This is a genomic window from Streptomyces fulvoviolaceus (assembly GCF_000718165.1).
Taxonomy (GTDB): domain Bacteria; phylum Actinomycetota; class Actinomycetes; order Streptomycetales; family Streptomycetaceae; genus Streptomyces; species Streptomyces fulvoviolaceus.
Genome location: NZ_JOEY01000043.1, coordinates 155160 through 169804 on the forward strand (window position 1 = coordinate 155160; position 14645 = coordinate 169804).

The following is a 14645-nucleotide window of genomic DNA, read 5'->3' on the forward strand; positions in this document are numbered from 1 at the left end:
GCACCTTTCCGAATGTCCGAGGAGGTCAGAGGAGGTCAGAGGCTGATCCAGCCCAGCGCCAGGGCGACGATCCCGATGACGGCGCCGGCGATCGAGACGGCGAGGACGACGAACTCCCGCGGGGAGAACGGCCGTCTGCCCTGCTCCCGGCGGGCCATCACGAACAGGACGGTGGCGGGGGCATAGATGATGAGGGAGACGAGGAGGTACTTGAGGCCGGCCGCGTAGATGAGGAACGCGGTGTAGAGGGTGGCGAGAACCGCGACCGTCAGCTCTCGCCGCCTTGCGCCGCCGGCGACCCGCACCGCGAAGCCGGCCGCCAGCAGGAACGGGATCAGTGTCAGCGCACTGGTCAGATCCAGCGCGAAGTTGAAGGCGTCGTCGGAGAACAGCGTGACGACGAGGACGATCTGGCTCAGCAGGGTCGTCATCACCAGCGCGGGCACGGGCACGTCGGCGGCCGTGGCGCGGCCGAGGAAGCGCGGCATGTCCTCGTCCTTCGCGGCGACGAACAGCACCTCGGCTGCCATCAGCGTCCAGGCGAGATAGGCGCCGAGCACGGAGACGATCAGTCCGACGCTGACGAAGACCTTGCCCCAGGTGCCGACCGAGTGCTCCAGCACGCCCGCCATGGAGGGCTGGCGCAGTTCGGCGATCTCGCTCATGGGCATCAGGCCGTACGACACGATCGTCACCGAGGCGAAGATCGCGAAGACGCTCAGGAAGCCGAGGATCGTCGCCCGGCCGACGTCCTCGCGGCGCCGCGCGTGCCGGGAGTAGACGCTGGCGCCCTCGACTCCCAGGAACACGAAGACCGTCGCCAGCATGGTGCCCTTGACCTGCTGGAACAGAGAGCCGGCGTAGTCGGCGCCGCCGAAGTTCTCGGCGAAGACGTGCGGTTTGAGGTAGAAGAGCGCGAGGATCACGAAGACGAGGATCGGCACGATCTTGGCGATCGTGACGATGCGGTTGATCGCCGCCGCTTCTTTCACGCCTCGGCTGATGAGCGCGAAGAACAGCCACAGCCCCACCGAGGAGAGCACCACCGCGAGCACGGTGTCGCCGTCGCCGAGCGCGGGTGCGATCGCGCCGATCGTCGACATGATCAGCACCCAGTACGTCACATTGCCGACGCAGGCACTCGCCCAGTAGCCGAACGCCGCGAAGAAACCCAGGTATTCACCGAAGCCGGCCTTGGCGTACGCGTACACACCGGCGTCGAGGTCGGGGCGGCGCACGGCGAGGTTCTGGAAGACGAAGGCCAGCATCAGCATGCCGGTGCCGGCGACGGCCCAGGCGATGAGCGCCCCGGCCACACCCGTCTCCTGCGCGAACCGGCGCGGCAGCGAGAAGACACCGGCACCGACCATCGAGCCGACGACCATGGTGGTGAGGGTCGGAAGGCTCAACTTCGCGGTGGTACCGGTCACTTGGGCCTCGGCGGTGACGGCCTTCGACATGGCGTCCTCCGACGCGTGGGCGTCCCCCGTCGTGGCGCCGACGATGCGCGAGCGTCGTCGGGCGACCCGAGTGACGCTAACAACGAATTGCCCTGATTGCCCGATCAAGTTGCCCCAAATGCCTGATCGGCGATTCGGTCCTATGGTGCTGTTATGGAGCACGCACTCAGTCCCGCGACCCTCACCGAGCTGCGCCGTCCGCGCACCTATCCCGCGGTGTCCGTGCTGACGCCCACGCACCGCCGCGAACCCGAGAACGCCCAGGATCCGGTCCGGCTGCGCAATGTGGTGGCCGAGGCCAAGAAGCAGCTGGAGGCCGATCCCGCGGTTCCCCGGGAGCGGCGTATCGACGTGTCCCGGCAGCTCGACCAGGCACTCGCCGAGGTCGATCTGGCGCACGTCGAGGACGGCCTGGTGATCTTCGCCGCCCCGGGCGAGCACCAGGTGTGGTCACTCGCCCGTGAAGTGCCCGAACGCGTGGTCCTGTCGGACACGTTCCTGACCCGCAACCTCGTCTCCGCGCAGGCCTCCGAGCGGCCGTTCTGGGTGCTCTCGGTCTCCACGGACCGGGCCACGCTGTGGAACGGCGGCATCGACCGGGTCACCGAGCACCGTGCCGTCGGCTTCCCGCTGACGAGGACGCGCGAGAACTTCGACGCCGAGCGCCAGGAGCGGATCGGCGATCTGCCGAGCACCTTCCGCGACGAAGGCACCCGTCGTTTCCTGCGCGACGCCGACACCGCGCTGGGCAGGATCCTGCGCGAGGACCCTCGCCCGCTCTACATCACCGGTGAGACCGCGGCACTGTCCGCGCTGGACGAGGTCGGCAGCGTCACCAAGGACGCGGTGCACATCCCGCACGGCGGTCTCGCGCACGGCACCCCGGACGCCGTGTGGCAGGCCGTGCGACCACTGGTCGCCGCCGAGGCCCGCAAGAACACCGACGCCGTGGCACGGGAACTCGAGTCGGCCCGTGGACGCCGGGCGTTCGCGGCCGGTGTCGACGAGGTCTGGCAGAACGCCCGCGACGGACGCGTACGGCTGCTGGCCGTCGAGGAGAACTACCGGGTCACGGTGCGCGACGACGCCGGCGACCATCTCGTCCCGGCCGACAGCAGCGACCTCGACGCCCGCGAGGACATCGTGGACGAGATCGTCGAGCAGTGCCTGGAGACCGGCGCCGACGTCCGCTTCGTGCCGGACGGCACACTGGGCGGGGCCGACGGGATCGCGGGGGTACTGCGGTACTGAGACCGCGACACGCTCAGACACTCCCGAAGAGGGAGCTCAGCCCCTGCTCGACGGCAGCGCCCAGGTCCTCCTGCCCGGCGCCCACCACCGCGTACGTCCGCAGCAGGAAGCGGCGCAGGGCGGCGGTGTCGAACCGGAGCAGGGCGAGGCCGTACGGGGAGTGGAACTCCACGACCGTGACGCTGCGGCCGCACGGCCAGATGTGCACGTCACCGCTGCCGGCCGGCCCGGCCAGCCCCTCCGCCAGCAGGGCCCGGGCGAAGGTCCAGGTGACCCCCTCGCCGTCCAGGGAGACCTCGGGCGGGAAGCCGATACACACGGCCAGGGGGTCGGCGGCGGTGTAGCGCAGGGTCGCGGGAACGGGCAGTTCCCGGTTCTCCGCCGTGATCAGGCGGGCGCGGGCGGGCTGCTCGAGGGTGATGTCCATGCTCGGTCTCCACTGCGGGTGAGAGGTCGGCCGGTTGTTTCCGGTGCTCTTACGACCTCGCAGGTGCCGTTTGCATTACGCCGAACCCCGAAGAAGTTGATGTGACCTGCATCACGCCCAAAAGGTGCATTCTTTATTTAGGGTTGCAAACTTGCCCGAACCCACCGCAGGGGACGGGAGAGTTCCTGCCATGCCCGACAGCCCCGCCGCGCCTGGTCGCCTATGCCCGCTCACTGACCGGTAACCCGTGGGTCGCCGAGGACCTGGTCGCCGAGGCGCACTTCCGGGTCTGGCGCCGGTTGTCCACGGGGCACGAGGTCGACAATGTGCCCGCGTACCTGATGACGACCGCGCGCCACCTCGCGGCGACGGTGGGCAGCAGCGCCGCCCGGGAGACGCCGCAGGACCCCTGGGTCGCCGAGCGTGTCGAGGTCGGTGCGGCGGAGGACGACCCCGCCGAGCACATCTCCTCCGTCGACCTTCTGGTCCGCGTCCTTGGCCAGCTGCCGCAACGCTGGGTGAAGGCGCTGTGGCTCGCGGAGGCGGAGGGGCGGCCGCTGGAGGACGTCGGCCGGAGCATCGGCACCGAGCAGGGCGCCACGGCCGTCCTGCTGCACCGGGCGCGCGAGGGCATGCGCCGGGCCTTCCTGCGATCGCACCCGGGGGTGCCCGGCGATCCCGCCTGCGAGGCGCACTGGGACCGCATGCCCGCGTACGTCCGCGAGGCCTCGACGTCCCGGCGGACGGAGCAGCTCCTCGCCCACGTCGACGGCTGCGACGACTGCCGCGCCCGGCTCGCGGTACTGATGCGTGCCAACGACCGGCTGCCCGCGCTGGTGGGTCCGGCCCTGCCGATCTTCGTCCTGGGCGGAGCGGGCAAGTTCCTGCTCCCGCTCGCGGCGGGGTCCGCCGGTGCGGCCCCGGGCGGGCACGGCGGCGGCTTCCTGCACGCCGTACGTCATGCGGTGACGGTGGCTCGAAGGTGCCCGCGGCCGCGATGACCGCGATCGGTACGACGGTGGCGGGCGCCGCCGTCGCGGCCGGGATCGTCATGAGCGCGAGCGGGTCGTCGTCGGTGCCGCAGCAGAGGGCGATCACGGCCGAGAGCCCGGTGGCCGCTCCGACGTCGGCCGCCGCGTCGGTGGCGCCGCCGAGGACCGGGACACGGGACGCGAAGCCGGGAGAGTCGGGTGACGCCTCTCCCGAGACGGACGTACCGGAAACGGCTCCCGAGGCCACGCCCCGAGCGACCCTCCGCAGGCCACGACTGCCGAGCCCGAGAACACGACACCGCCCACGCAGGCGCCCGAGGCGACACCGACGCCTGCCAGCCCGACACCCACGCCGGCCGCACCTACACCGGTCACCCCAACGCCCGCCACGCCCACGCCCGTTGAACCGAGGCCCACACCGACACCCGTCGAGCCGACGACTCCCGACCCCGTGTGCGTGCCCTGGCACGGCCCGATCCACCTGTGCCAGACTGGCTAGAACACAAGGACGTCGAACACACAACTGAACACCAGGTCGGCCACCCCGACGCCCCGTCAAGTCACGTACACCGTCTACGACTTGACCCATTCGACGACGTACGCCACACGCGCACCCCGATCACTCCGTGAAGCCTTTGGCATATGCCAGAAGCACCACCGTATCGTGTGTTGCCAAATCCCTTACAGCGCGTCGCGGCCTGTGCAACAGTCGTAACGGTCCTTCCGTCCGCCTTGGTCGTACCGTCCCCGCATCGGAGTGCGTCATGCCGTCCCATCTCTCTGCGGACCGCCCCGCCGCCCAGCCGCCCGGACGCGGCTCGGTCGACGCGCTCATCTCGCAGGCGCGGCGGCTCAAGGGCGACGTGGACGCCGTACGGCGGGACGCGCCCAGTGACGGTTCGGACCCGCAGGAGCGGTGGCAGCGCGCGCTGTGCGATCTCGCGCTGCATCAACTCAATGACCTGGACGAGCACTTGGCCCAGCTGCGGGACGGCCCGCCGCCCGCGCCGACGACGTCCGGGCCGGAGCCCGTCGCCCGAACCGCGCCGCCCGCTTCCCGGCGCGGCTCGCTGCTCAGCCGGGTCGGCAGTGCGGAGTGGAACCTGCTGACGGACGAGGCCAGTTGGTCCGGGGAGCTCTACCAGATCCTGGGCCGCGCCCCCGCCGCTCCCCCGCTCACGCTCGACGAACTCCCCTCCCTGGTGCTCGACGAGGACCGCCCCAAGCTGACGACCATGGTCACGGACTGTCTCGTCGACGCGCAGCGCATCGACGGGGAGTTCCGGATCGTGCGCCCGGACGGTTCCGTACGCACCGTGCACATGATGGGCGAGCCCGTGCTCGACGCCGACGGCAGCACCGCCTCGATGTGGGCCGTGCTGCGGGACGTCAGTGAACTGCGCCGCAGTCAGCGGGCGGTGAGCGAGACCCGTGACTCGTTACAACGCCACCAGCAGCGCGCGCAGACCGAGCACCGGCTCGCGGTCGAGCTGCAGGAGGCCGTGCTGCCGCCGTGGCGCGGTTCCCTGCGGCTCCCGCAGCAGGGAACCGAGACCCTGGACCTCGCGGCCCACTACCTCCCCTCCTCGACGAGCGCGCTGATCGGCGGCGACTGGTACGACGCGCTCGAACTGGCCGACGGCGAGACACTGCTCAGCGTCGGCGACCTCACCGGGCACGGCGTCGCGGTGACATCGGGCATGGCGACGCTGCTGGGCGCCGTGCGCGGCATGGCGATGGCGGGCACCCAGCCCGGCCAACTCATGGCCTGGCTCAACCAGTTGCTCGACGCCACCGTCCAGCCGGCCCTCGGCAGCGCCGTGTGCTGCCGCTACCGGCCCGAGACCCGGACCCTGGTCTGGGCGCAGGCCGGACACCCCGCCCCGTTGCTGTTCCGGGGCGGGGCGGGGCGCAGGCTGAACTCACCCGACGGCGTCCTGCTCGGCGCGACCTCCGGTGCCGTCTACGCGCAGGCCGAAGAGACCCTTGAACCGGGCGACCTGCTCCTGCTGCACACCGACGGACTGGTGCCCGGGCGGTGGGGGTCCCCCCGCTCGAGCGAAGCCGAGAGTGAGGCAGGGACAGCGGCCGTGAACCGTCTCCTCGACCTGGCCCCCCGTTTCGCCGAGGCGCGCACCGCACAGGACTGCGTGCGGATGGTCATGGAGGAGTTCGGCGAGGCCGAGCGCAAGGACGACGCCTGCGTGCTCGTCGCCAAGGTGACTGCCTAGAAGGCGACTTGCCTAGTAGGTGACCGCGTAGAGGTGACCGCGAAGGTACGGCAGCACACGCCCCCTGTGCCCGTGCTCACGCCTGTGCGCTGTTGCCTCCCCTTCCCTTCGGCCTGGGCAGTGCCAGCCGGATCTCCTCCCTCAGCTCGTGGATCTTCGGGTAGCTCGAGTACTCCGCGGTGAGCCGGTACATCTGGCGCAGCCGGTCCCAGGTGCGGTGGGAGGAGTTGGATCCCATCGACACCAGGGCGAGGCGTGCGTACCGGTCCGCCTGTTCGGGGTCGTCGGCGATGAAGCAGGCGGAGGCCATCGACAGGAAGTCGAAGATCTTCGACCGCTGCCGTCCGTCGACGCGCAGGGCCAGGGCCTTCTCCGCGTAGTGCTGGGCGTGCGCGGCCGCACCCGGCTCGAACTCCGCCAACGTGCGGTAGGCCAGGGCCTGCATGCCGTACAGATCCTCCTCCTTGAAGGTCTGCATCCAGCTCGGCGGCGGTACGTCGCTCTTGTCGGAGACGAAGAGGTCCTCCGCCTGTCCGAGGGTGCGGCGCATCGCCTGGCCCTTGCCCATCGACGCCTGCGCCCAGGCCTCGATGGTGTAGAGCATCGCCTCGGTGCGCGGCAGCACCTGTTCGCCGGAGCCGGACTGGGCGAGCTTCATCAGGTCGAGTGCGTCGTCGGGCCGGCCGAGGTGCACCATCTGGCGAGCCGCTCGGGAGAGCGCCTCCCCGGCGCGGGGCCGGTCGCCGCCCTCACGGGCCGCGTGGGCGGCGATGACGAAGTACTTCTGGGCCGTGGGTTCGAGGCCGATGTCGTGCGACATCCAGCCCGCGAGGACGGCGAGGTTGGCGGCGACGCCCCACAGGCGCCGCTGGAGATGGTCGGGGTGACGGTAGGCGAGCATGCCGCCCACCTCGTTGAGCTGGCCCACGACTGCCTTGCGCTGCAGCCCGCCGCCGCGGGCCGCGTCCCAGGCCCGGAACACCTCGACCGAGCGCTCCAGCTCCTCGATCTCCTGCGATCCGATGGGGGCGGCCTCGTAACGGTCGAACCCAGCGGGGTCGGCGTGCAGGGGGTCGTCGAACTGGGGGGCATCGGCGGTGAGCGCCGGATCGGTGTGCAGCCAGTCGTGCATGGCGCTGCTTAGTGCGGATCCTGCGGTGAGCGCGACACCCGCACCCACCAAGCCGCGTCGGTTGAGCATGAGGTCCATTCCCGTGAATTCGGTGAGGACCGCGGCGGTCCGTTCGGGCGCCCACGGCACGCCGTCGGGATGTTCCGCACTCCCGCCGCCTGGCCGTTTCCCCGTACGCCCGTGCCGGACCAGACCGAGGTCCTCAATGGTCACGACACGGCCGAGACGCTCGGTGAACAGGGTCGCCAGCACCCGCGGCACCGGATCGCGCGGGATCTCTCCCGTGTCGATCCAACGCCGCACCCGCGAGGTGTCGGTCGAGAGCTGGGGGTGGCCCATGGCCGCCGCCTGCCGGTTGACCAGCCGCGCGAGTTCGCCCTTGGACCAGCCGGCCAGGCCGAACAGGTCCGATAGGCGGGTGTTGGATTGTCCGCTCACGTCAAGCCCCCAGGTACTCGGCTGAGTTGACAGTAGCCCCGTGTCAGTTGCTCCGGGACTATTCGCCAGGCTTCGCCAGGGTGCGCCAGATGGTGTGCCACTGCGCATCTGGTGTCAGGTAGGAACGCGCCACCCCGACCCGGTCGCCGCAGGGACATTCCCCAGGGTGCACCCACGGGGCCGGGCCGGGTAGCGCGACTGCTCTTCGAGCACACGCAAGGCACAGCAGGCACACGAAGGGATCTGTTTCGCCCATGTACGCAGCATCGTCCTCCGTGTCCGCCCCGCCCCGGTCGCTGCACCCCCGCCCGGCGGGCAGCGGCCCCTACCTCGACCCCGCGCGCCCGACGGCCCCCGTGCCAGTTCCTGGCCGGACGCGGCGCGCTCCGGGGCTCGGAACCCAACCGCTCAGCGGGAGACTCGACTTGTCCGGCCCCCAGGGCGCCCAGCTGCGCACGGCGATCGCGTCGGTGCACCGGATCTGCCCGGAGTTCGCCCCGGTGCAGGTTCTGCGCCGCAGCGGGCGCTCCGTGCTCCTGGTCGGCACGACGGGACGCAGCACGGCCGTCGCCAAGTGTTTACTCGACCACTCCCCCGTGTGGGCCGAGCGCATCCGGCACGAAATAGCCGCATACCGCTCGTTCGTCCGGCACCGCCCGCCGGTGCGGGTGCCCCGCCTGATCGCGGCCGACCCGGACAACTGCACCCTGGTCATCGAGCGGATGCCGGGCCGGGTCGCGGCCCTGCACCGGCACCCGGCGGAGGCCCCGCCGCGCGCGGACATCAGGGCGGCACTCGGCGCGATCTGCCGGCTGAACTCCTGGCGGCCGCCGGCCGGCACCTTCGACGCCCCGCTGGACTACGCGACCCGCATCAACCGGTACCACGAGCTGGGGCTGCTCACCGACCGGGACCTGGGCGACCTGCAGAAGCTGCTGCACGGCATCGCGCACTCGGCGGGCCGACAGGGCATGGGCCAGTTCTGCCACGGCGACGCACTGCTGTCGAACATCCTGCTCTCACCAGCCGGTCCAGTGCTGGTGGACTGGGAGCACGCGGGCTGGTACCTCCCCGGGTACGACCTGGCGACGCTGTGGTCGGTCCTCGGCGACGCACCCGTGGCCCGGCGGCAGATCAGCCAGATCGCCCAGTCCGCGGGGCCTGCCTCGCGGGACGCGTTCCTGGTGAACCTGATGCTCGTACTGACCCGTGAGATCCGTACCTACGAGACGGCCGTGCAGCGTTCGATGCACGACACGACCCCGGCGGCACCGGGAGCGGCCCACCCGGGTGCTGCGCCGTCCGGCGAGGAGCAACGGCTGCTGCTGAGGCGGCTGCACGACGACTGCCAGCTGGCCCGACGGGCCGTACGCGCGGCGGTCGGCACTCGCTGACGGGGATGGTGGTCCGCGGTGCGCCCTGGACAGCGGCGCGCCGCGGACCTTCGTATGTCCGGAACCCCGCTCTCCTCGCACTGTGCTCATTGGCCTGAGCCACTGACGCCCCGCAGGCCCGGAAGCCTCCGCCACGAAACTCCCGTAAACCCTGATGGACGGGGGAAAACGCCTTCCCCTGGGCATGATTGACGGATCGTCGGCCAGCCGGTACCACTGACGCACGCCCGGCCCCGCACGGCTCATCTCGCCCGACCGTCCCAGGAGGCTGCATTGCGAGGATCCGTCACCGACCCCAACAGAGCAGCCGGGTACAGCCGGAGGCGAGCGGCAGCGGGAGCGGTGGCCACCGCGGCCCTGCTGCTGCCGCTGCTCGGCGCCGCCCCTTCCGAGAGTGCCGCGCAGTCCTCCGCGGACCGACTCCAGCTGGCGTTCGCCTCCGCGGCCGCCGAGTACCACGTGCCGCAGAGCGTGTTGCTCGGCGTCTCCTATCTGCAGTCCCGCTGGGACGCGCACGCCGGGGCGCCGAGTGTGACCGGCGGCTACGGACCGATGCACCTCACCGACGCCCGCACCGCGCTCGCCGAGACGACGGCGCCGCACCACAGCGAGGGCACGGAGGACGCCCGCGGCGACAGCGCCCGCGCGGCCCTGCTCCCCGAGACGAAGGTGCCGGAGACCACCGAGTTCCCGGCCCGCCTCAAGACCTTGTCCAAGGCGGCCGAGCTGACCGGCCTCCCAGCCGATGACCTGCGCACCGACCCCGTCGCGAACGTGGCCGGCGGCGCCGCGCTGCTGGCCGCCGCCCAGAAGGACCTGGGCGAACCGCCGAGCGCGGATCCGGCGGACTGGTACGGCGCCGTGGCCCGCTTCTCCGGCGCGGACGACAGCGCGACGGCGGCTGCCTACGCGAACGACGTCTACGACGTGATCCGCACCGGTGAGGAGCGCACCACGGACGCCGGGCAGCTGGTCGCGCTGGCCGCGCAACCGGACCTGGCCCCCGACACCGGGCAGCTCGGGCGGACGGGGCTGCGCACCGTGTCGGCCGCCGACACCGAATGCCCGAAGTCGGTGTCCTGCGAGTGGATCCCGGCACCGTACGAGGAGTTCGGGGAGGGCGACTACGGCAACCACGACCTGGGCGACCGCCCGGCCTCGCAGAGCATCAAGTACATCGTCATCCACGACACGGAGGGCGCCTGGGACGGCGTCCTCAACCTGGTCCAGGACCCCACCTATGTGTCGTGGAACTACACCCTGCGCTCCACCGACGGTCACATCGCCCAGCATGTGAAGGCGAAGGACGTGGCCTGGCACGCGGGCAACTGGTACGTCAACGCCAAGTCGATCGGCCTGGAGCACGAGGGCTTCCTGGCCAACCCGGACGCCTGGTACACGGAGGCGATGTACCGCTCCTCGGCCCGGCTGGTGAAGTACCTCTCCCGGAAGTACGACATCCCGCTGGACCGGCAGCACATCCTCGGCCACGACAACGTGCCGGGCCCGACCACCTCGACCATCGGCGGCATGCACACCGACCCCGGCCCCTACTGGGACTGGCGGCACTACTTCGAGCTGCTGGGCCGCCCCTTCAAGGCCACCGCCGGCAAGCACGGCGGCCTGGTGACGATCCGGCCCGACTACACGACGAACCAGCCGGAGTACACGGGCTGCGTCACCAAGGGCGAGCCGTGCGCCGTCCATGGTTCGAGCGAGGTGCGGCTGTACTCCGGTCCCGGCGAGTCGTACCCCCTGATCAAGGACATCGGCCTGGGCACGACCCCGACCACCGGGGTGAACGACATCTCCTCGCGGGTCTCCACCGGCCAGCAGTACGCGGTCTCCCGCCGCGACGGCGACTGGACGGCGATCTGGTACCTGGGTCAGGAGGCCTGGTTCAGGAACCCGAGGAAGGACCCGACGGCGGTGCCCGCGGGGGGCCTGGTGGTGACTCCCAAGGGCGATGTGAAGAGCGTCCCGGTGTACGGGCGCGCGTACCCGGAGGCCTCGGCCTACCCGACGGGAGTCCCGGCACAGGCGGTGTCGCCACTGCCGTACACCCTGCCCGCAGGCCAGAAGTACGTGGTCGGTGATCAGGTGCCGGGCGAGTACTACTACGCGGTCACCTTCACGACGGACTCGCACAAGGTGGTGGTCGGTCAGGATCTGTACTACGAGATCCAGTTCGGTCACCGGGTGGGTTTCGTACGGGCGGCCGACGTGGACGTGGTTCCGTCAGGGGTCTAGCTCGCCTGCGGGCCGGCCGGGGGCTTCCCCCGGCCGGCCCTCGGGTCCACGACACTTCACGGCTCCCAGCTGTAGCGCCGACCGGCGACCGCCTTGAAGGCCGTCTGGCCGCCCTCGAACAGGCTGCTGCGCAGGGTGAGTTCACGGGTCCGTGAGGCCTGGAGCGCGATGCGCGTCGCCCGGCCGGCCGCCCATTCGATGTCGACGGTGGCGCCGCCACGGGCGCGCAGGCCGTGGACCGAGCCCTTCGGCCAGGCGGCGGGGAGGGCGGGCAGGATCTCGATCACGTCGTGCCGGCTCTGCAGGAGCATCTCCACGATGCCGGAGGTGGCACCGAAGTTGCCGTCGAGCTGGAACGGCGGGTGGGTGTCCCAGAGGTTCGGCAGGGTCGAGAGCTTGAGCTGCTCACCGAGCATCAGGTGGGCGTGGTCGCCGTCGTGCAGCCCGGCCCAGAAGTTGATCTTCCAGGCCTTGGACCAGCCGGTGCCACCGTCCCCGCGTGCGGTGAGGGAGACCTTGGCGGCCTCGGCCCACTCGCTGCCGGGCTCGATCTGACGTCCGGGGTGGAGGGCGAACAGGTGGGAGACGTGCCGGTGTTCGTCTTTCGGGTCGTCCACGTCCTCCTTCCATTCCTGGAGTTGACCCCAGGAACCGATGTGCAGACCGGGATCGAGGTTGTCGAGCGCCTCCTCGACCCGACGGCGGAAGTCGGCCGAGTCCCCCAACACCCGGGCCGCTTCGAGGGTGTTGGTGAACAAGTCGTGCACTATCTGCTGCGACATGGCCGCCCCCGCCGTGAAGTCGCCGTGCTCGGGCGAGTAGCTGGGGGTGACGACGAGGGTTCCGTCGCGTGGGTCGGTGCGCAGGTTGTCGAGCCAGAACTCGGCGGCCTCCTTCATCACGGGGTACGCGGTGGTGCGCAGGTAGTCCGTGGAGCCGCCGAACCGGTAGTGCTCGTAGAGCTGTTGGGTGAGCCAGGCCGCCGCCTCGGGGAACCAGAAGGCGGTCGACCAGTCGTGGACGCCGGTGAAGCCGTAGGGGTTGGTCTCGTTGTGCACGACCCAGCCGCGTGAACCGAACATCTCCTGCGCGGTACGGCGGCCCGGGGCGCGCAGGGCCTCGACGAAACGGTCGTACGGCGCCGTCGTCTCGGCGAGGTTCGCGGCCTCGGCGAGCCAGTAGTTCATCTGCAGGTTGATGTTGACGTGGTAGTCGGCGGACCACGGGGGTGTGGTGCTCTGGTTCCAGACGCCCTGGAGGTTCGCGGGCAGGGAGCCCGGGCGCGAGGAGGCGATGAGCAGGTAGCGGCCGTACTGGAAGAAGAGAGCCTCCAGGGCGCGGTCCGCCGCGCTCGTGCCGCCGGCGTAGGCGGACAGCAACCGGTCCGTCGGGACGTCCTCGGGCAGTGACTGTCCGATGTCCAGGGAGACCCGGCGGAAGAGCGCTCGGTGGTCGTGGACGTGCCGGGCAAGCAGAGACTCGTAGCGGTCGCCCGCCTTCGCGATGGTCCGGGTGACGGCGGTGTGCGGGTCCGGGCCCCGGTAGTCGGGGTAGGTGTCGGCGTAGTCCGTGCCGGCGGCCAGGACGAACCACGCGCTGTCGGCCCCGGTCACGGTGATCGTGCCGTCGGCGTTCGATGTCACGGTGCCGCCCTTGCTGCGGACGCGGATCTGCGCTTCGAAGCGCAGGCCGTTGTCGGCCAGCGCGCCGCGGACGGTCAGTGTTCCGTCGGTGGCGGAGGCGGTGAAGTCGGTGCGCGGTGAGCCGTAGCGGAGGGTGAGAGTGACGCTGCCGGGCCGGTCGGCGCTGAAGCGGCCCACGATCACGCCGTCGGGGTGGGAGGCGAAGAACTCCCTTTGGTGTCGCACTTCTTGGCCGGTGTAGCCGACCGAGGCGATCGCTCTGTCGAGGTCGAGGTCGCGGCGGTAGTCGTCCGGAGTCGTTGTCGGGGCGCCGGGCACGTCGAAGTACAGGTCGCCGAAGGTCTGGTGGGCGCCGTAGCCGACACGTGGCTGGCCGAGGCGGGCGGCCACCCCGTCGGGATCGAGCGTGGTCTGCGCGTCGAGGTCGTCCTGGACGGCGGTGATCGCGCCGGGGCGGGGCTCGCGCCAGTTGCCGTGGTCGTAGCCCTGGACGGAGCCGGGGCCGCCGGTCCACAGGGTCTTCTCGTTGAACTGCAGCCGTTCGGAGGCGAGGGTGCCGAACACCATGGCGCCGAGGGCGCCGCTGCCAAGGGGCAGGGCCTCGCGTTCCCAGTCGGCGGCCGGGGTGGAGTACCAGAGCACCGGAGACTCCGGTGATACATCGGATGACTCTGCGGCCGCAGCCTGGGTGGGATCTAACGCGCTCACGCCAAGGGCGAGACCACCGGCGCCGCCGACTGCGGCCTTCAGTGTGCTTCTTCGAGAGATTCGGGAAGACTGATGGGGCTCGTGCGACTCATGCGACATGACCCTTGACGCTAGAGGTCCGATGACCTCGGCGACAAGGGTCATGACAACGCATGCGGGACCTCAGCCCTGCTGGAACAGCTCCGCGGGCAGCGGTTTGAGAAGGGCGTACAGGTCGTCGGTGATCGGACGGTCCCACGCGGCGATGGTCACCAGGACGTTGTCACTGCGGTCGAACTGCACGCAGGAGATCCGGCTCTCGGAGAGCTTGAGGCGGCGCACGATCAGAAGGTTGTCACCCTGCATCACCGGCATGTCCTCGGTGCCGACGACGGTCACCTCCTCCTCGTTCTCCAGCGCGATCAGCAGTTGGGCCACCTCGAAGGGGATCTCGCCCTCGGGGATCTCGCGGGCCGGGGAGCCCTCGGGCAGATTGCCGATGATCATCGCCGGGCCGCGGCCACCGAACAGGTCGTAGCGCAGGAACACGCCCTGGCAGGTGCCGTCGGGAGCGGGCAGCAGCCCCGCGCCCAGATTGCCGGGCCAGTCGCCCGGGTCCATGGCCAGTACGTCGAAGTCGGGCCCGGCGGGAGTGGCACTGCGGCGGCGGAGGAACGACATGCCGCCAATAGTAATGGGCCGCGAGGCTGTCGTGCGGGTGCGGGTGGTGGAGGCTGGTC

General features: G+C 70.7%; 10 protein-coding genes. 5 read left to right on the forward strand and 5 right to left on the reverse strand.

All coding sequences use genetic code 11. The features are described from left to right. Positions 1-35: 35 nt before the first annotated feature. The gene (locus tag IG08_RS0138065; RefSeq protein WP_030613871.1) at positions 36-1460 is read right to left on the reverse strand and encodes a basic amino acid/polyamine antiporter; all 1425 of its coding nucleotides are present in this window, start codon (positions 1458-1460) and stop codon (positions 36-38) included. Between the two features lie 153 nt (positions 1461-1613). Here IG08_RS0138065 and IG08_RS0138070 point away from each other — a divergent pair, with 153 nt between their 5' ends. Next, on the forward strand, positions 1614-2711 hold the full coding sequence (locus IG08_RS0138070; protein ID WP_030613874.1) for a baeRF3 domain-containing protein: 1098 nt from the start codon (positions 1614-1616) through the stop codon (positions 2709-2711). 13 nt (positions 2712-2724) lie between these two features. Here the strand turns inward: IG08_RS0138070 and IG08_RS0138075 are convergent, their stop codons facing one another. Further along, complete coding sequence (locus IG08_RS0138075) at positions 2725-3138, reverse strand: SsgA family sporulation/cell division regulator (protein ID WP_030613877.1); 414 nt, start codon at positions 3136-3138, stop codon at positions 2725-2727. A gap of 143 nt (positions 3139-3281) precedes the next feature. Here IG08_RS0138075 and IG08_RS57740 point away from each other — a divergent pair, with 143 nt between their 5' ends. Beyond that, the gene (locus tag IG08_RS57740) at positions 3282-4139 is read left to right on the forward strand and encodes a sigma factor (RefSeq protein ID WP_338060175.1); all 858 of its coding nucleotides are present in this window, start codon (positions 3282-3284) and stop codon (positions 4137-4139) included. Between the two features lie 755 nt (positions 4140-4894). Next, positions 4895-6361 (forward strand): PP2C family protein-serine/threonine phosphatase, encoded by a 1467-nt coding sequence (locus tag IG08_RS0138090; RefSeq protein WP_030613880.1) that lies wholly within the window; start codon positions 4895-4897, stop codon positions 6359-6361. Positions 6362-6437: 76 nt separating this feature from the next. On the opposite strand, the gene IG08_RS0138095 is transcribed toward IG08_RS0138090, so the two are convergent. Continuing rightward, positions 6438-7931 (reverse strand): DNA-binding protein NsdB, encoded by a 1494-nt coding sequence (locus tag IG08_RS0138095; RefSeq protein WP_030613883.1) that lies wholly within the window; start codon positions 7929-7931, stop codon positions 6438-6440. Between the two features lie 254 nt (positions 7932-8185). On the opposite strand from IG08_RS0138095, the gene IG08_RS0138100 reads away from it, so the two are divergent. Next, positions 8186-9325 (forward strand): aminoglycoside phosphotransferase family protein, encoded by a 1140-nt coding sequence (locus tag IG08_RS0138100; protein WP_030613887.1) that lies wholly within the window; start codon positions 8186-8188, stop codon positions 9323-9325. Positions 9326-9598: 273 nt separating this feature from the next. Beyond that, positions 9599-11575: an N-acetylmuramoyl-L-alanine amidase gene (locus IG08_RS0138105; RefSeq protein WP_030613889.1), complete on the forward strand. Its 1977-nt coding sequence runs from the start codon at positions 9599-9601 to the stop codon at positions 11573-11575. Positions 11576-11631: 56 nt separating this feature from the next. On the opposite strand, the gene IG08_RS0138110 is transcribed toward IG08_RS0138105, so the two are convergent. Both IG08_RS0138110 and IG08_RS0138115 read right to left on the reverse strand, forming a co-directional pair. Next, the gene (locus tag IG08_RS0138110; protein ID WP_030613891.1) at positions 11632-13860 is read right to left on the reverse strand and encodes a glycoside hydrolase family 95 protein; all 2229 of its coding nucleotides are present in this window, start codon (positions 13858-13860) and stop codon (positions 11632-11634) included. A 228-nt stretch (positions 13861-14088) separates the two neighbouring features. After that, complete coding sequence (locus tag IG08_RS0138115) at positions 14089-14586, reverse strand: hypothetical protein (RefSeq protein ID WP_030613893.1); 498 nt, start codon at positions 14584-14586, stop codon at positions 14089-14091. Positions 14587-14645 lie beyond the last annotated feature (59 nt).

Coding starts and splice junctions, on each gene's coding strand:
- IG08_RS0138065 (WP_030613871.1), bottom strand. CDS start 1,460: ATGTCGAAGGCCGTCACCGCCGAGGCCCAAGTGACCGGTACCACCGCG.
- IG08_RS0138070 (WP_030613874.1), top strand. CDS start 1,614: ATGGAGCACGCACTCAGTCCCGCGACCCTCACCGAGCTGCGCCGTCCG.
- IG08_RS0138075 (WP_030613877.1), bottom strand. CDS start 3,138: ATGGACATCACCCTCGAGCAGCCCGCCCGCGCCCGCCTGATCACGGCG.
- IG08_RS0138090 (WP_030613880.1), top strand. CDS start 4,895: ATGCCGTCCCATCTCTCTGCGGACCGCCCCGCCGCCCAGCCGCCCGGA.
- IG08_RS0138100 (WP_030613887.1), top strand. CDS start 8,186: ATGTACGCAGCATCGTCCTCCGTGTCCGCCCCGCCCCGGTCGCTGCAC.
- IG08_RS0138115 (WP_030613893.1), bottom strand. CDS start 14,586: ATGTCGTTCCTCCGCCGCCGCAGTGCCACTCCCGCCGGGCCCGACTTC.